The sequence below is a fragment of the Variovorax sp. VaC1 genome (assembly GCF_043658315.1).
Taxonomy (GTDB): Bacteria; Pseudomonadota; Gammaproteobacteria; order Burkholderiales; family Burkholderiaceae_C; genus Variovorax.
The window spans coordinates 1,144,420-1,159,966 of record NZ_JBIGLT010000001.1; the positions used below are offsets into that span (position 1 = coordinate 1,144,420).

Genomic DNA, 15,547 nt, shown 5'->3' on the forward strand with positions numbered 1-15,547 from the left:
TCATGGCTGAAAAATTGAATGCCGTCAAAGGCATGAACGACATATTGCCGCCCGAATCGGCGCGTTGGGAGTGGCTCGAAGCCACCGTGCGCGACCTGATGGGGCGCTATGCGTACCGCAACGTCCGCACGCCGATCCTGGAGCACACCGCGCTGTTCGTGCGCGGCATCGGCGAGGTGACCGACATCGTCGAGAAGGAGATGTATTCCTTCCACGACCGCTCCGACAAGTACGGCGACAACGATCACCTGACGCTGCGGCCCGAGAACACCGCCGGCCTGGTGCGCGCGGTGATCGAGCACAACATGCTCTACGACGGCGGCAAGCGCCTCTGGTACATCGGCCCAATGTTCCGTCGCGAGAAGCCGCAGCGCGGGCGTTTTCGCCAGTTCCACCAGATCGGCGCGGAGGCCCTCGGCTTTGCCGGCCCCGACGTCGATGCCGAGCTGATCCTGCTCGCGAACGCGCTCTGGAAGCGGATCGGCCTGACCGACGTTCGCCTCGAACTCAACAGCCTGGGCCAGCCCGCGGAGCGGGCCCAGCACCGCGCACAGCTCATCGCCCACTTCGAGGCGCATGCCGACAAGCTCGACGAGGACGGCAAGCGCCGCCTGCACAGCAATCCGCTGCGCATCCTCGACACGAAGAATCCGGCGATGAAGGAAGTCGTCGAGTCGGCACCGAAGCTGATCGACTTTCTGGGGGCCGAATCGCTTGCGCATTTCAATGGCCTGAAGGCCATCCTCGATGCGAATGGCGTGAGCTACACCATCAATCCGCGTCTGGTGCGTGGGCTCGATTACTACAACCTCAGCGTGTTCGAGTTCGTGACCGATCGCCTCGGCTCGCAGGGCACGGTGTGCGCGGGCGGCCGCTACGACGATCTCATCACGCAGATCGGCGGCAAGCTGGCGCCTGCCGTAGGCTGGGCGATGGGCGTGGAGCGCGTGCTCGACCTGATGAAAGAGCAGGGCACCCACATCCCGATGCCCGTGCCCGACGTTTACGCGGTCGTGCCTGATGCCGCGGCCATGCCGGTGGTGTTGCACACACTGCAGCAGTTGCGCGATGCAGGCGTGCGCGTGCAGATGCATGCGGCCACGGTCGACGGCCTTGGCAGCTTCAAGTCGCAGTTCAAGCGGGCCGACAACAGCGGTGCCACCTACGCCCTGATCTTCGGTGCCGATGAACTTGCACGCGGTGAAGTGACTCTCAAGGCGCTGCGCGACGGAAGCGGCGCGCAAACTTTCCGAACGCTTGCTGAAGTGGCCACCTGGGCCGCCACCCTACAATCGCCGGCTCCCAACATCTGACAGCGCATGGCAACCCATCTCGATCTCGAAGAACAGGAACAGCTCGACCAGCTCAAGCATTTCTGGAATACCTACGGCACCCTGATCACCTGGGTCGTGCTGCTTGCCGCCGGTGCTTTCCTGGCGTGGAACGGCTGGCAGTACTTCCAGCGCAACAAGGCGGCGCAGGCTGCCGCGCTCTACGACGAGGTCGAGCGCAGCACGCAGTCCGGCGACGTCGAGCGCATCCAGCGCGTGCTGGGCGACATGAAAGAGCGTTTCGCCACCACCACCTATGCGCAACAGGCTGGCCTGCTGGTCGCCAAGACCTTGTACGAGAAGGGCAATGCCGAAGGCTCGCGCGCCGCGCTGGGCTGGGTGGCTCAGAACGCCATCGACCCCGGCTACCAGGTGATCGCCAAGTTGCGCCTCTCGGCCGAACTGCTCGACAGCAAGTCCTACGACGAAGCCTTGAAGCAGCTCGACGGCAAGGTCCCCGCAGAATTCGAGCCGCTGGTGGCCGATCGCAAGGGCGACATCTACCTGGCCCAAGGCAAGCGCGACGAAGCACAGCTCGAGTACCGCAAGGCCTGGACGGGTCTGGGTGCCGCCTCCGACTATCGCCGCCTGATCGAGATCAAGCTCAACGCCGTCGGTGTCGACCCGAAGAGCCTTGCCCCGGTCGTCACTGTCACTCCCGCCGCCCCCAAAACTCCCTGACCGCATCATGAATTTCAAGCGTCTCATGCCTGAATCGACCGCCCTGCGTGCGGGATCAGCTATTGTTTTGGTAGCACTCTTGGCCGCCTGTTCTGGCACCAGCAAGCCGAAGCCAGCCGAGCTTCCTGCCAACCCGTCCCTGATGGGCGTGCGCCAGTCCTGGACGGTGAAGATTCCGGACGTCGGCTTCCCTCTCACCACCGATGTCAGCGGCGACACGGTGACCGTGGCGGGCAGCGACGGCACGGTGGTCGCTATCGACGCACGTGCCGGTCGTGAAACCTGGCGTGGCAATGCCGGCGCCCCGCTGGCTGCGGGCGTCGGTAGCGACGGCGCGATGGCCGCCGTGGTCACGACCAACAACGAACTGGTTGCGCTGCAGAACGGCAAGGTCCTGTGGAAGCAGAAGCTGTCGGCCCAAGCCTTCACCGCACCGCTGGTCGCTGGTCGTCGCGTGTTTGTGCAGACCGCCGACCGCAGCATCAGCGCCTGGGACGGCCAGAGCGGCCGTCGCCTCTGGATCCAGCAGCGCGCTGGTGAAAACCTCGTGCTGCGCAAGGCCGGTGTGCTGATCGCCGTGGGCGACACGCTGGTGGCCGGCATCGGTGGCCGCCTGGTGGGCATCAACCCGGCCAACGGCACCTCGCGTTGGGAGTCGCCCATCGCGGCGCCGCGTGGCACCAACGACGTGGAGCGTCTGGTCGACCTGACCGGCAGCGTGAGCCGCGTCGGTGATTCGGTCTGCGCGCGTGCGTACTACGCCAGCGTCGGCTGCGTCGAAACCCAGCGCGGCGCGTTGGCGTGGAGCAAGCCGGCCATGGGCGCCGATGGCGTCAGCGGGGACCAGAGCTTTGTCTACGGCACCGAGACCGACGGCAGCGTCGTGGCCTGGCGTCGTACCGACGGCGAGCGCGCCTGGCAATCGACCCGCTTCAAGAACCGTGAACTGACCTCGCCGCTGGCTGTGGGCCGCTCGCTCATCATTGGCGAGAACACCGGAACCCTGCACTTCGTTTCGCGCGAAGACGGCGCACTGCTCAATCGCGTCACGCCCGATGGTTCAGCCATCACCGTCGCGCCGGTCTTGGCTGGCAACACGGTCGTGATCGTGACCGCCAAGGGTGGCGTGTTTGGTTACCGCCCTGAATAACTTCTCCTTTTCTCACTCCCAAGGCCCGACCATGAAAACCGCGCCATCGAAAGGCCGGCCATGAAGCCGGTCGTGGCCCTGGTCGGGCGTCCCAACGTCGGCAAGTCGACGCTGTTCAACCGCCTGACCCAGACGCGCGACGCCATCGTCGCCGACTTCGCCGGCCTCACGCGCGACCGCCATTACGGCAACGGTCGCCTGGGCAAGCACGAGTTCATCGTGATCGACACCGGCGGTTTCGAGCCCGACGCGGGCAGCGGCATCTACAAGGAAATGGCCAAGCAGACGCGGCAGGCCGTGGCTGAAGCCGATGTGGTGATCTTCGTAGTCGATGCCCGCGAAGGCCTCTCGGCGCAAGACCACGACATCGCCAACGAACTGCGCCGGCTCGGCAAGCCCTGCGTGCTGGCGGCCAACAAGGCCGAGGGCATGCATGACGGCACCAAGCTCGTGGACTTCTACGAGCTGGGTTTCGGCGACGTGCACGGCGTGTCTGCCGCGCACGGGCAGGGCATGCGCGACCTGATCGAACTGGCGCTCGAGCCGCTGCATTTGCCCGATCCGGACGATGAAGCGGACGAGGACGACGCCAACAAGCCGATCAAGCTGGCAGTGGCCGGGCGGCCCAACGTGGGCAAGTCCACGCTGATCAACACCTGGCTCGGTGAAGAGCGGCTGGTGGCCTTCGACATGCCAGGCACCACGCGCGATGCCATCTCGGTGCCCTTCGAGCGCAATGGCCAGCATTTCGAACTGATCGACACGGCTGGCTTGCGTCGCAAGGGCAAGGTGTTCGAGGCGATCGAGAAGTTCTCGGTGGTCAAGACGCTGCAGGCCATCGAATCGGCCAATGTCGTGCTGTTGCTGCTCGATGCGACGCAAGGTGTGACCGATCAAGATGCGCACATTGCGGGCTACATCCTCGAAAGCGGCCGTGCGGTGGTGATCGCCATCAACAAATGGGATGCGGTCGACAGCTATCAGCGCGAGCAGATCCAGCGGCAGATCGAAACGCGGCTGCCGTTCCTGAAATTTGCGGCGCTGCATTTCATTTCTGCCATCAAGCGCCAGGGCCTGGGTCCGGTGTGGCAGGCCATTGCGCAGGCCCACAAATCGGCCACTCGCAAGATGTCGACCCCGGTGCTGACCCGGTTGCTGCTGGAGGCGGTGCAATTCCAGGCGCCCAAGCGGGGTGGCATGTTCCGTCCCAAGCTACGTTATGCGCACCAGGGCGGCATGAATCCGCCGGTGATCATCATTCATGGCAATTCGCTGGAGCATGTGACGGAGGCGTACAAGCGCTTTCTCGAAGGCCGTTTCCGCAAGGAATTTGATCTTGTCGGCACGCCCTTGCGAATCCAGTTCAAGAGCTCTGCAAACCCGTTTGCCGACAAAGACGATTGAGCGGGCTTGAGCGGGCTTGAGCGGGCTTGAGCGGGCTTGAGCGCCGATGGCTGCCGATGAGTTGCAGCAGGTGCAGAAGTTCCCTCTTTTGAGTGCCGTTATTTTCTCAAGGCTTTTGACCCCGGTTGCTGCAGCGCAGAAACCCTGTGTTAAGGTCTTCTCTCCAACAACTACTCTTGAACACGGAGAATATCGTGAGCAATAAAGGGCAACTTCTGCAAGACCCGTTTCTGAACACCTTGCGTCGTGAGCATGTGCCGGTTTCCATTTATTTGGTGAACGGTATCAAGCTGCAAGGCCAGATCGAGTCTTTTGACCAATACGTCGTGTTGCTTCGCAATACTGTGACGCAGATGGTCTACAAGCACGCCATTTCCACCATCGTGCCGGGTCGTGCCGTCAACTTCTCGGCTGCCGAGAACGACGACGCCGCAGCCTGATCGCGCGGAGCGCGGCGGTTTGCCGTCGCGCTTTTTCCCTATTTCTGATCCCGCTTGTCTGAACTGATCCCACGCCAGGAAGGCGCCGCCGTTCTCGTCGGCGTTGACTTCGGTCTGCCCCATTTCGACAGCGAACTCGAGGAACTCGGCCTGCTCGCGCAGACCGCGGGCCTGACGCCTGTCGCTCGTCTCGCGTGCAAACGCAAGGCCCCCGATGCCGCGCTGTTCGTTGGCAGCGGCAAGGCCGAGGAAATCAAGGAACTGGCCGCCCTGCACAGGGCGAGCGAAGTCATCTTCGACCAGTCCCTGAGCCCCGCGCAGCAGCGCAATCTCGAGCGCCAGCTCGATGTGGCCGTATACGACCGCACCTTCCTCATTCTCGAAATCTTCGCCCAGCGCGCCCGTTCGCACGAAGGCAAGTTGCAGGTGGAGCTCGCTCGTCTGCAGTACCTCAGCACGCGACTGGTTCGTCGCTGGTCCCACCTGGAGCGCCAGACCGGTGGCGCGGGTGTGCGCGGCGGTCCGGGCGAAAAGCAGATCGAGCTCGACCGCCGGATGATCAACGAGTCGATCAAGCGAACACGCGAGCGCCTTGCCAAAGTCCAGAAGCAGCGCGGCACGCAACGCCGCCAGCGCGAGCGGCGCGAGACCTTCAACATCTCGCTCGTCGGCTACACGAATGCTGGCAAGTCGTCTCTGTTCAATGCGCTGGTCAAGGCCCGTGCGTACGCCGCCGATCAGCTCTTCGCCACGCTCGACACCACCACGCGCAATCTCTACCTGGGCGATGCTCGGCGCCAGGTGTCGATTTCCGACACCGTGGGTTTCATCCGCGACCTGCCGCACGGCCTGGTCGACGCGTTCAAGGCGACGCTGCAGGAGGCGGTCGATGCCGACCTGCTGCTGCACGTGATCGACGCCTCCAATCCGCATTACCCCGAGCAGATGGCCGAGGTCCAGTCGGTCTTGCGCGAAATCGGCGCCGAAGCCGTTCCGCAACTGTTGGTATTCAACAAGCTCGATGCCCTTGAAAGCGCGCAGCATCCGCTGCATCTGCAGGACGAGATGGAAATCGACGGCGTGCAGGTTCCCCGCATCTTCCTCAGCGCCAAGAGCGGCGAGGGCGTGCCGCTGCTGCGCGCCGAGCTCGCTCGGCAGTCGGGCTCCGTAGCCGATACGATGACCCCTGAGGCGGACGCTGAATTGCACGATGCCGCCAATTGATTGGGCACAATCCCGCCACTGACAAGAGAACAAAGCGAATGAATTCAAAGCCAGCGCGGAGAGGGTTTCTGGGCATGTTCAACCTGAACGATGGCCGGTGGGGTCGTGGCGACGAGCCATCCTCCAACGGCGACCGTCCGGCCGGCAACCGCCCCCCTGATGCCAATCCCCCGGGCGCACCGACGCCTCCGCCTTCGGGCAACAACAACGGCGACCGCCCCCGTGGTCAAGGCCCCAACCAGGGTCCGCCCGATCTTGATGAACTCTGGCGCGATCTCAATCGCAAGCTCGGCGGTTTCTTCGGCGGCGGCAAGGGCGGTGGCAATCGTCCCAATGGCGGCAACAGCAATGGTGGCGGCAATGGCTTCAAGCCCGACATGAAGAACGCAGGTTTCGGCCTTGGCCTTGTGCTGGGCGTGGCGGTCCTGATCTGGCTGGGCACCGGCTTCTTCATCGTGAACGAAGGCCAGCAGGCCGTCGTCACCCAGTTCGGTCGCTACAAGACCACCGTGGGCGCCGGCTTCAATTGGCGTCTGCCATACCCGATCCAGCGCCACGAAGTGGTCGTGACCACGCAGATTCGCTCCACCGACGTGGGGCGCGACGCGATCGTCCGTTCCACCGGCCTGCGCGAGTCGGCCATGTTGACCGAAGACGAGAACATCGTCGAAATCAAATTCGCCGTGCAGTACCGCCTGAGCGATGCGCGTGCCTGGCTCTACGAGAGCAAGTCGCCCGCCGAAACCGTTGTGCAGGTGGCCGAAACTGCCGTGCGCGAAGTGGTTGGCAAGATGAAGATGGATGCGGCGCTCGCTGAAGAGCGTGACCAGATTTCGCCGCGCGTGCGTGCGCTGATGCAGACCATCCTCGACCGCTACAAGGTCGGCGTCGAAGTCGTCGGCATCAACCTGCAGCAAGGTGGCGTGCGTCCGCCTGAACAGGTGCAGGCTGCATTCGACGATGTGCTCAAGGCCGGCCAGGAGCGCGAACGCGCCAAGAACGAAGCCCAGGCCTACGCCAACAACGTGGTGCCGCTTGCAACGGGTACCGCATCGCGCCTCAAGGAAGAGTCCGAAGCCTACAAGGCGCGGATCGTTGCCCAGGCGCAAGGTGATGCCGGCCGCTTCAGTGCCGTGTTGGCCGAGTACCAGAAGGCGCCGCAGGTTACCCGCGACCGCATGTACACCGATGCCATGCAGCAAATCTACGCCAGCACCACGAAGGTGCTGGTCGACAGCAAGCAGGGCTCCAACCTGTTGTACCTGCCGCTCGACAAGCTGATGCAGCTGAGCGGCAACAGCGCGGCGGCGACGCCCGTCGATGCGGCCAGCTCCAGCGCGGCCAACACCGCGCCGACCCAGTCCTCGGTGATTCCGGTGGCGCCTGTGACGAGCGATGTGCGCGCCCGTGACGGCCGCTCGCGTGACCGCGACGTGCGTTGAGAAAGGCCTAGAAGAACATGAACAGAATCGGATTCATCGCATCGTCGATCCTCGTCTTGCTCGTGCTGTTGAGCTCGACCCTTTTCGTGGTCGACCAGCGCCAGTTCGGCGTGGTCTATGCCCTCGGCCAGATCAAGCAGGTCATCACCGAGCCGGGCCTCAACTTCAAGCTGCCGCCGCCGTTCCAGAACGTGTCGTACATCGACAAGCGCCTGCTGACGCTGTCCAGCCTCGACACCGAGCCCATGCTGACCGCGGAAAAGCAGCGCGTGGTGATCGATTGGTACGTGCGCTGGCGCATCTCCGATCCGCAGGCCTACATCCGCAACGTCGGCCTCGACGAAAACGCGGGTGCCATGCAGCTCAACCGCGTGGTGCGCAATGCGTTCCAGGAAAACATCAACAAGCGCACCGTGCGCGACCTGATCTCGGTGCGTCGCGAGGCCCTGATGGCCGACGTGCAGCGCGAAGTGCTGTCGGTGGTGAAGGGCGCCAAGCCTTGGGGTGTGGATGTCGTCGACGTGCGGATCACCCGTGTCGACTACGTCGAAGCCATCACCGAATCGGTCTATCGCCGCATGGAAGCCGAGCGCAAGCGTGTTGCCAACGAGCTGCGTTCGACCGGTACGGCCGAAGGCGAAAAGATTCGTGCCGATGCCGACCGCCAGCGCGAAGTGATCGTGGCGAATGCCTACCGCGACGCGCAGAAGATCAAGGGCGAGGGCGATGCCCAGGCCGCTTCCGCCTACGGCGAGGCTTTTGGCCGCGACCCGCAATTCGCCCAGTTCTATCGCAGTCTCGAGGCCTACAAGCAGAGCTTCAACAAGAAGAGCGACGTGCTGGTGCTCGACCCGTCGTCGGACTTCTTCCGGGCCATGCAGGGTTCGGGATCGACCACCAACGCGCCTCGTCGTTGATTCGTTCGGAGCCGTGAGCGCCGACACATTCTGGAGCGCGCTGGCGCTCGTCCTGGTGATCGAAGGCGTCCTGCCTTTCGTGTCGCCAGGAGGGTGGCGGCGCGGCTTCGGGCAGCTCATGCAGCTGCGCGACGGCCAGCTCCGTTTCTTTGGACTTTGCAGCATCTTGCTGGGTTTGGCACTCCTTTGGGTCTTGGGGTAGCGCGGTCCCGGTAGAATCCCGGTTTAACCACGCCCCCGATTCCCATGTCCGCCTGGGTCCTCCCGGATCACATTGCCGATGTGCTGCCTTCCGAGGCGCGCCACATCGAAGAACTTCGACGCCAGCTGCTCGATACCGCCCGTGGCTATGGCTACGAGCTGGTGATGCCGCCGCTGCTCGAGCATCTCGAGTCGTTGCTGTCTGGCACCGGCGAGGCGCTCGACCTCCAAACCTTCAAGCTCGTCGACCAGCTCTCCGGCCGCAGCATGGGCCTTCGTGCTGACACCACCCCCCAGGTGGCGCGCATCGATGCCCATTTGCTGAACCGCGAAGGCGTGACCCGCCTGTGCTACTGCGGCCCGGTGCTTCACACCCGGCCCGACCGGCCGCACGCCACGCGTGAGCCGCTGCAGTTCGGTGCCGAGATCTACGGCCACGCCGGCCTCGAGGCCGACACCGAAACCCTGTTGCTGGCGCTTGACTGCCTCGACGCAGCCGGCTTGCGCGACGGCGTCATCGTCGACCTGGCCGATGCCCGCATCGTGCGTGCGCTGTTCGCCGGCGTGCCGGTCGACGGGGCGGCCCTGGCCCGCGTGCACGCGGCGCTGGCCGCCAAGGACGCGAGCGAGCTGCAGTCGCTCACCAAGGATTTCCCCGCGGCCTCGCGCGACGGGCTGCGGACGCTGGTCCAGCTGTACGGCGACGTGTCGGTGCTGGACGAGGCCGCCAAGGCCCTGAAAGGCACGCCCGCCGTGGGCGCCGCGCTGGCCGACCTGAAGCAGCTCGCGGCCGGCCTGAGCGGCGTTGCGGGCCGCCAGATCAGCTTCGACCTGGCAGACCTGCGCGGCTATGCCTACTACAGCGGCATGCGCTTTGGCATCTACGTGCCGGGCGCGGCCGATTCATTGGTGCGCGGCGGCCGTTATGACGAGGTGGGCGCCGTGTTCGGCCGCAATCGTCCGGCCGTCGGCTTCAGCCTGGACGTGCGCGAACTGGTCGGCGTGCTGCCGGCCCGGCCGCTGCGCGCCGCGATCCGTGCGCCCTGGAGCGACGCGGCCGGGCTGCGGCAGGCCATTGCCCAATTGCGCAAGGCCGGTGAAACGGTTGTCTGCGTGCTGCCAGGACACGGCAGCGAAATCGATGAATTCCACTGTGACCGCGAGCTCGTCGAGCAAGCGGGCCAGTGGAATGTCCGAGCGATCTGAATTTTTGAAGTAATGGAACGAGCATGAGCGTAACCACCGGAAGAAACGTGGTCGTCGTCGGTACCCAGTGGGGCGACGAAGGCAAAGGCAAGCTGGTCGACTGGCTGACGGAAAGCGCCCAGGGCGTGGTCCGCTTCCAGGGCGGCCACAACGCGGGCCACACGCTGGTCATCAACGGTGTGAAGACCGCGTTGCACCTGATCCCGAGCGGCATCATGCGACCCGGCGTCAAGTGCTACATCGGCAACGGCGTGGTGCTTTCCGCCGCCAAGCTGTTCGAGGAAATCGAAGGGCTGGAGAAGGCGGGCGTCGAAGTGCGTTCGCGCCTGCGCATCAGCGAGGCCTGCCCGCTGATCCTGCCGTTCCACGCCGCGCTCGACATCGCGCGCGAGGCCTACCGCGAAAAGGGCGGCATCGAGAAGATCGGCACCACCGGTCGCGGCATCGGCCCGGCCTACGAAGACAAGATCGCCCGCCGCGCCCTGCGCGTGCAGGACCTGAAGCACCCCGAGCGCTTCGCCGCCAAGCTGCGCGTGCTGCTCGACCTGCACAACCATGTGCTGACGCAGGTTCTGAGCGCACCGGCCATCGACTTCGACGAAGTCTTCAACGAGGCCATGAAGCACGCCGAGCTGCTCAAGCCCATGATGGCCGACGTGTCGCGCGAGCTGAACGACGCACACAAGAACGGCGCCAACCTGCTGTTCGAAGGCGCGCAGGGCACGCTGCTCGACGTCGACCACGGCACCTACCCGTACGTCACCTCCAGCAACTGCGTGGCCGGCAACGCCGCTGCCGGTTCGGGCGTGGGCCCGGGCATGCTGCACTACATCCTGGGCATCACCAAGGCTTACTGCACGCGCGTGGGCGGTGGTCCGTTCCCGACCGAGCTCGACTGGGCCACGCCGGGCACGCCGGGTTACCACATGAGCACCGTGGGCGCCGAAAAGGGCGTGACCACCGGCCGCAGCCGCCGTTGCGGCTGGTTCGATGCCGCGCTGCTCAAGCGCTCGGCGCAGGTCAACGGCCTGTCGGGCCTGTGCATCACCAAGCTCGACGTGCTCGACGGTCTCGAAAAGCTGGAGCTGTGCACCGGCTACGAACTCGACGGCGAAATCACCGACATCCTGCCGATGGGCGCCGACGAAATCGAGCGCTGCACGCCGATCTACGAAACCCTCGAAGGCTGGAGCGAAAGCACCGTCGGCGTGACGCAGTACGACAAGCTGCCGATCAATGCGCGCCTGTACCTGCAGCGCATCGAGCAGGTCACCGGCGTGCCGATCCACATGGTGTCGACCAGCCCCGACCGCGACCACACGATCATGATGCGCCACCCCTACCTGGCCGACTGAAGAGGAAAAGAAGAACCATGTTGACCGAAGACGGCAAACATCTCTACGTCAGCTACGACGAGTACCACAACCTGATCGAGAAGCTCGCGATCAAGGTGCACCAGTCGGGCTGGGAGTTCGACACCATTCTGTGCCTGGCGCGCGGCGGCATGCGCCCGGGCGATGTGCTCTCGCGCATCTTCGACAAGCCGCTGGCCATCATGTCGACCAGCTCTTACCGCGCCGATGCCGGCACGGTGCAGGGCCACCTCGACATCGCGCGCTTCATCACCACGCCCAAGGGCGAGATCGCCGGCAAGGTGCTGCTGGTCGACGACCTGGCCGACTCGGGCCACACGCTGCATGCGGTGATGGACATGCTGCGCAACAACTACAAGCCGATCACCGAGCTGCGCAGCGCCGTGATCTGGACCAAGGCGCTGTCGACCTTCACCCCCGACTACTCGGTGGAGTACCTGGCGACGAACCCCTGGATCCATCAGCCCTTCGAGGGCTACGACTCGCTCGGCGCTGAAAAGCTGCTCGAGAAGTGGTCGGTCTGACCACGCCCTGAGCCCACAGGCTCAGGTGCGCCGCAGCACTTCGGTCGCTTCCATCGCGGTGCCCGCAACGGGCCGCCGCGTGACCTGAAAACGCTGCTGCGGCAACAGCGCTTCAAAGAAGGGCAGGCTCGGCGCGTAGGCGAAGCGCCCGCCCGGTTTCAGCGCCTCCAGCACTTTCATGTAGCGCGCCGCATAGGCCGCCGCCGAGCCGTCGCGCCGCAGGTGCTGATGTTGGAAGTGGTTGGAAAAAGCCATGTGCGAGATCACCGTGCCCCAGCTTTGCGGCTGCAGCGGCGCGTCGGCATCCAGCCAGTCGCCTTGCCAGACGACGTGGTCGGGTGCGGCCAGCCGGTCCATTCCCCAGGCCGCGAGTCCGAGCGCACGCAGATGCCGCACGAGGTGAGCGCCTTCGCCGCAACCCAGGTCGAGGATCGGCTCCGCCAGCTGATGCACGTCGATGCCCAGTACCTTCAGCTGGAGTTCGGCCCGGTACTCGCTGCAGACCGGTTGTGCGAGTGAATCCCCGAAACGTTCGGCCAAGAGGCCGGTGGACCAGCGCCAGAGCGCCGCGTGGTGCGCCGCCAGCAAGGGTTGCAAGGCCTGGTCGAGGGGCATCAGGGAAGAGGGCGCAGCCAGCGCCGTGCGCAGCCGCGCCAGCAATTCCCTGTAGATCGGCGCGGCTGGTGAGCTCTCGATGTCGGCGGGAGACAGGAACTGGTTGTGCCGATAGGCGACTTCACTCAGCTGGCGCGCGTGCTCCGAGATCCACGCTTCGCGCACGGTTTCGTCGTCCAGCAGGTCCAGCATTTCACCGCGTTTCGCCTGCAGCAGCCGGGTCGCCTCTGGGTCGAGCCGCACGAAGCGTTCACGAGCCGTCTGGAAGCCCTGTAGCGGCAGCCGGCCGAAGCGGGTGAACCTGTCCCGCGAAAGGCGCTGCACGGTCTCGGAAAGCGCTTCGTGGGCGTGCGGCATGGTCCTTGGGGATGTCGTGCGGGGGCGCCATCATAGTGATGCCGCCGCGCCGTGGCGAATCCAACCGCGGAATCGGGCAGAGGTTTTCTTCAGCGCTTCTTGCTGCCGAAGATCCCGCCCAGCACCCCCCGCAGGATCTCTTTGCCGACCGACGTGCCCATGGTGCGCACGGCCGACTTGGCCATGGTCTGCACCAAGCCGTCGTGCTTTGCGCCACGCGGGCCGGTGGTGCCGAAAAGCATGTCGTTGAGCATGCCGCCCATGCCTGAACCCGAGGCTTCTGTCGCGGGTTTATTCCCCGGCAGGGTGGCCGGCGGCGCATTGGGCGCGCTGTCGGCGCGGCCCTTGAGCTTTTCATAGGCCGACTCGCGTTCGACCGATTTTTCGTAGACGCCGGCCACCAGCGAATTGGCGATCAGCGCCTTGCGCTGGTCGGGCGTGATCGGGCCGAGCTGGCTGCCCGGCGGCAGCACGAACACGCGCTCGGTCACGCTCGGGCGGCCCTTGTCGTCGAGGAAGCTCACGAGCGCCTCGCCAACGGCGAGTTCGGTGATGGCGGTCTCGATGTCGAGGCCGGGCTTTTGCCGCATCGTGCTGGCGGCCGCCTTCACGGCCTTCTGGTCGCGCGGGGTGAAGGCGCGCAGCGCGTGCTGCACGCGGTTGCCCAGTTGGGCCAGCACCGAATCGGGAATGTCCAGCGGGTTCTGCGTCACGAAATAGACGCCCACGCCCTTGGAGCGCACCAGCCGCACGACCAGTTCGATGCGTTCCACCAGCGCCTTGGGCGCTTCGTTGAATAGCAAATGGGCCTCGTCGAAGAAGAAGGCCAGCTTGGGCTGCTCGGGGTCGCCGATTTCAGGCAACTGCTCGAACAGCTCCGACAGCATCCACAAGAGGAATGTCGCGTACAGGCGCGGCGAGTTCATCAGCTTGTCGGCCGCCAGGATGTTGATGACACCCTTGCCGCCCACGGTCTGCATGAAATCGGCGATGTTGAGCATCGGCTCGCCGAAGAACTTGTCGCCGCCCTGGGTCTCGATCTGCAGCAGCCCGCGCTGGATGGCGCCCACGCTGGCGGCGCTGATGTTGCCGTACTGGGTGGTGAACTGGCTGCTGTTTTCGCCCACGTACTGCAGCATCGCGCGCAGGTCTTTCAGGTCGAGCAGCAGCAGGCCGTTGTCGTCGGCGATCTTGAACACCAGGTTCAGCACGCCGGCCTGGGTGTCGTTCAGGTCGAGCATGCGGCTCAGCAGCAGCGGGCCCATGTCGGAAATGGTGGCGCGCACCGGGTGGCCCTGTTCGCCGAACACGTCCCACAGCGTGGCGGGGCAGGCGGAGGGCTCGGGCACCTCGATGCCGCGCTCCTTGAGCGTGGCGGCCAGCTTGTCGCCGATGGCGCCTTTCTGGCTGATGCCGGTGAGGTCGCCCTTCACGTCGGCCATGAACACCGGCACGCCGATGCTGGACAGCTTCTCGGCCATCGTCTGAAGGGTGACCGTCTTGCCGGTGCCGGTGGCGCCGGTGATCAGGCCGTGGCGGTTGGCCAGGCTGGGCAGCAGGTTGCACTCGATGGTGTCGTGGCGTGCGATCAGAAGGGGGTCGGCCATGGGGTGCTCCGTCGTATCGAAACGGGCAGTCTAATCAAGCGGCACTCCTATAATCCACGGCCCGCACGGTAGTTCAGGAAAAAGTTTCAGGAGGTTTTTTTGTCATCGACTGCTCAGCCCCCCATTCCCGCCACTGGCGACGCGCCAGAACAGTCGCCGATTGAAAAAGAGCTGGCCGTGCTGCTTGTGAACGCGCTCAATCTCGAGGTGGCCCCCGAGGAGATCGTGCCGACCGCTCCGCTGTACGGCGAAGGCCTCGGGCTCGACTCGATCGACATTCTCGAAGTCGCCCTCGAAGTCTCGCGGCGCTATGGTTTCCAGCTGCGTTCGGACGACGAACGCAACCAGCAGATCTTTCAGTCGCTGCGCACGCTCGCGACCCACGTCGCACAGCATCGCGCCGCTTCCTGATCCCCATGTCACGATGGCGACTGGCACTCCTGCTGCTGGTGGGAGTCGCCTATGCCGGGCTCTCTCACTGGATGACCCTGTTCCACGCCACGGCGCCGTGGGCGGTGGTGGTGTTGCTCGGACCTCTCTGGCTCGCCGCGATGGGCCTTGCCGCCAGCTGGTTCGGCCGCTGGGGCTTCGTTGCCGTCGCGGTGCTGGGCATCGGCGGTTTTGCACTTGTGTTCCTGGGTGAAGCAGGCGACCCCAACCGTCTCTATGTGTTGCAGCACGTGGCCATCAACAGCGCGTTGTGCGGCTGGTTCGGCTCCACGCTGCGCGGCAACAGCACGCCGCTGATCACACAGTTCGCCCAGCGCGTTCATCCGCTCAAGGGCCACATGCTGGCCTACACCACGCAGCTCACGCGTATCTGGACGGGGTACTTCGCCCTCGTCGTGGTGGCGTCGATCGCGATCTACATGACACGGCCGTTTTCCGACTGGTCGCTGTTCGCCAACGTGCTGTCGCCGGTGATGGTGGCGGTGCTGTTCGTGGGCGAGCACCTGGTGCGTTACCGGCTGCATCCCGAGTTCGAGCGCACGCGCCTGGTGGATGCTGTGCGCGCGTTCTACGGCACCTCGTCGGTGGACCACGGCGCCGGCGGCCGATAAACAGGCGCAGCCCG

The 15,547-nt window shown here is 65.0% G+C and carries 16 protein-coding genes; 14 read left to right on the forward strand and 2 right to left on the reverse strand.

Annotated elements, in window-relative coordinates:
- Positions 1-2 precede the first annotated feature (2 nt).
- The 12 genes from hisS to ACGLHS_RS05480 all read left to right on the forward strand — a co-directional run bounded on the left by hisS (position 3) and on the right by ACGLHS_RS05480 (position 11,893).
- On the forward strand, positions 3-1,313 hold the full coding sequence (gene hisS, locus ACGLHS_RS05425; RefSeq protein ID WP_394477547.1) for a histidine--tRNA ligase: 1,311 nt from the start codon (positions 3-5) through the stop codon (positions 1,311-1,313).
- 6 nt (positions 1,314-1,319) lie between these two features.
- Positions 1,320-2,012 (forward strand): YfgM family protein, encoded by a 693-nt coding sequence (locus ACGLHS_RS05430; RefSeq protein WP_394477549.1) that lies wholly within the window; start codon positions 1,320-1,322, stop codon positions 2,010-2,012.
- Between the two features lie 7 nt (positions 2,013-2,019).
- The gene (gene bamB / locus ACGLHS_RS05435) at positions 2,020-3,162 is read left to right on the forward strand and encodes an outer membrane protein assembly factor BamB (RefSeq protein ID WP_394477551.1); all 1,143 of its coding nucleotides are present in this window, start codon (positions 2,020-2,022) and stop codon (positions 3,160-3,162) included.
- 60 nt (positions 3,163-3,222) lie between these two features.
- Positions 3,223-4,566 (forward strand): ribosome biogenesis GTPase Der, encoded by a 1,344-nt coding sequence (der, locus tag ACGLHS_RS05440; RefSeq protein ID WP_093237563.1) that lies wholly within the window; start codon positions 3,223-3,225, stop codon positions 4,564-4,566.
- 194 nt (positions 4,567-4,760) lie between these two features.
- Complete coding sequence (gene hfq, locus ACGLHS_RS05445) at positions 4,761-5,006, forward strand: RNA chaperone Hfq (RefSeq protein ID WP_012747311.1); 246 nt, start codon at positions 4,761-4,763, stop codon at positions 5,004-5,006.
- Between the two features lie 54 nt (positions 5,007-5,060).
- On the forward strand, positions 5,061-6,230 hold the full coding sequence (gene hflX / locus ACGLHS_RS05450) for a GTPase HflX (RefSeq protein WP_394477555.1): 1,170 nt from the start codon (positions 5,061-5,063) through the stop codon (positions 6,228-6,230).
- A 74-nt stretch (positions 6,231-6,304) separates the two neighbouring features.
- Entirely contained in the window at positions 6,305-7,672 is a 1,368-nt protein-coding gene (hflK, locus tag ACGLHS_RS05455) for an FtsH protease activity modulator HflK (protein ID WP_394477557.1), read from the forward strand.
- A gap of 17 nt (positions 7,673-7,689) precedes the next feature.
- Complete coding sequence (gene hflC, locus ACGLHS_RS05460; protein WP_394477559.1) at positions 7,690-8,589, forward strand: protease modulator HflC; 900 nt, start codon at positions 7,690-7,692, stop codon at positions 8,587-8,589.
- A gap of 13 nt (positions 8,590-8,602) precedes the next feature.
- Positions 8,603-8,791 carry a DUF2065 domain-containing protein gene (locus ACGLHS_RS05465; protein WP_394477561.1) on the forward strand — a complete coding sequence of 63 codons (189 nt, stop codon included), beginning with the start codon at positions 8,603-8,605 and terminating at the stop codon, positions 8,789-8,791.
- Between the two features lie 44 nt (positions 8,792-8,835).
- Entirely contained in the window at positions 8,836-9,996 is a 1,161-nt protein-coding gene (locus tag ACGLHS_RS05470; protein WP_394477564.1) for an ATP phosphoribosyltransferase regulatory subunit, read from the forward strand.
- Positions 9,997-10,019: 23 nt separating this feature from the next.
- Positions 10,020-11,351, forward strand: coding sequence for an adenylosuccinate synthase (locus ACGLHS_RS05475; RefSeq protein WP_394477566.1), 1,332 nt, complete (start codon positions 10,020-10,022; stop codon positions 11,349-11,351).
- A 17-nt stretch (positions 11,352-11,368) separates the two neighbouring features.
- The gene (locus tag ACGLHS_RS05480) at positions 11,369-11,893 is read left to right on the forward strand and encodes a phosphoribosyltransferase (RefSeq protein WP_013542102.1); all 525 of its coding nucleotides are present in this window, start codon (positions 11,369-11,371) and stop codon (positions 11,891-11,893) included.
- A 21-nt stretch (positions 11,894-11,914) separates the two neighbouring features.
- Here ACGLHS_RS05480 and ACGLHS_RS05485 read toward each other — a convergent pair whose 3' ends face one another.
- The gene (locus ACGLHS_RS05485; protein ID WP_394477568.1) at positions 11,915-12,865 is read right to left on the reverse strand and encodes a class I SAM-dependent methyltransferase; all 951 of its coding nucleotides are present in this window, start codon (positions 12,863-12,865) and stop codon (positions 11,915-11,917) included.
- 89 nt (positions 12,866-12,954) lie between these two features.
- Entirely contained in the window at positions 12,955-14,472 is a 1,518-nt protein-coding gene (locus ACGLHS_RS05490) for a helicase HerA-like domain-containing protein (protein ID WP_394477571.1), read from the reverse strand.
- A 99-nt stretch (positions 14,473-14,571) separates the two neighbouring features.
- Here ACGLHS_RS05490 and ACGLHS_RS05495 point away from each other — a divergent pair, with 99 nt between their 5' ends.
- Positions 14,572-14,883 carry a phosphopantetheine-binding protein gene (locus ACGLHS_RS05495; protein ID WP_093237572.1) on the forward strand — a complete coding sequence of 104 codons (312 nt, stop codon included), beginning with the start codon at positions 14,572-14,574 and terminating at the stop codon, positions 14,881-14,883.
- Positions 14,884-14,888: 5 nt separating this feature from the next.
- Complete coding sequence (locus ACGLHS_RS05500; protein ID WP_394477574.1) at positions 14,889-15,533, forward strand: hypothetical protein; 645 nt, start codon at positions 14,889-14,891, stop codon at positions 15,531-15,533.
- Positions 15,534-15,547 lie beyond the last annotated feature (14 nt).

Bases quoted from the DNA above. Each gene is read 5' to 3' on its own strand.
- ACGLHS_RS05480 (WP_013542102.1), top strand. From the start codon at position 11,369: ATGTTGACCGAAGACGGCAAACATCTCTACGTCAGCTACGACGAGTAC.
- hflC (WP_394477559.1), top strand. From the start codon at position 7,690: ATGAACAGAATCGGATTCATCGCATCGTCGATCCTCGTCTTGCTCGTG.
- ACGLHS_RS05490 (WP_394477571.1), bottom strand. From the start codon at position 14,472: ATGGCCGACCCCCTTCTGATCGCACGCCACGACACCATCGAGTGCAAC.
- ACGLHS_RS05500 (WP_394477574.1), top strand. From the start codon at position 14,889: ATGTCACGATGGCGACTGGCACTCCTGCTGCTGGTGGGAGTCGCCTAT.
- ACGLHS_RS05485 (WP_394477568.1), bottom strand. From the start codon at position 12,865: ATGCCGCACGCCCACGAAGCGCTTTCCGAGACCGTGCAGCGCCTTTCG.
- ACGLHS_RS05475 (WP_394477566.1), top strand. From the start codon at position 10,020: ATGAGCGTAACCACCGGAAGAAACGTGGTCGTCGTCGGTACCCAGTGG.
- hisS (WP_394477547.1), top strand. From the start codon at position 3: ATGGCTGAAAAATTGAATGCCGTCAAAGGCATGAACGACATATTGCCG.
- ACGLHS_RS05430 (WP_394477549.1), top strand. From the start codon at position 1,320: ATGGCAACCCATCTCGATCTCGAAGAACAGGAACAGCTCGACCAGCTC.
- hflK (WP_394477557.1), top strand. From the start codon at position 6,305: ATGTTCAACCTGAACGATGGCCGGTGGGGTCGTGGCGACGAGCCATCC.
- bamB (WP_394477551.1), top strand. From the start codon at position 2,020: ATGAATTTCAAGCGTCTCATGCCTGAATCGACCGCCCTGCGTGCGGGA.
- der (WP_093237563.1), top strand. From the start codon at position 3,223: ATGAAGCCGGTCGTGGCCCTGGTCGGGCGTCCCAACGTCGGCAAGTCG.
- ACGLHS_RS05470 (WP_394477564.1), top strand. From the start codon at position 8,836: ATGTCCGCCTGGGTCCTCCCGGATCACATTGCCGATGTGCTGCCTTCC.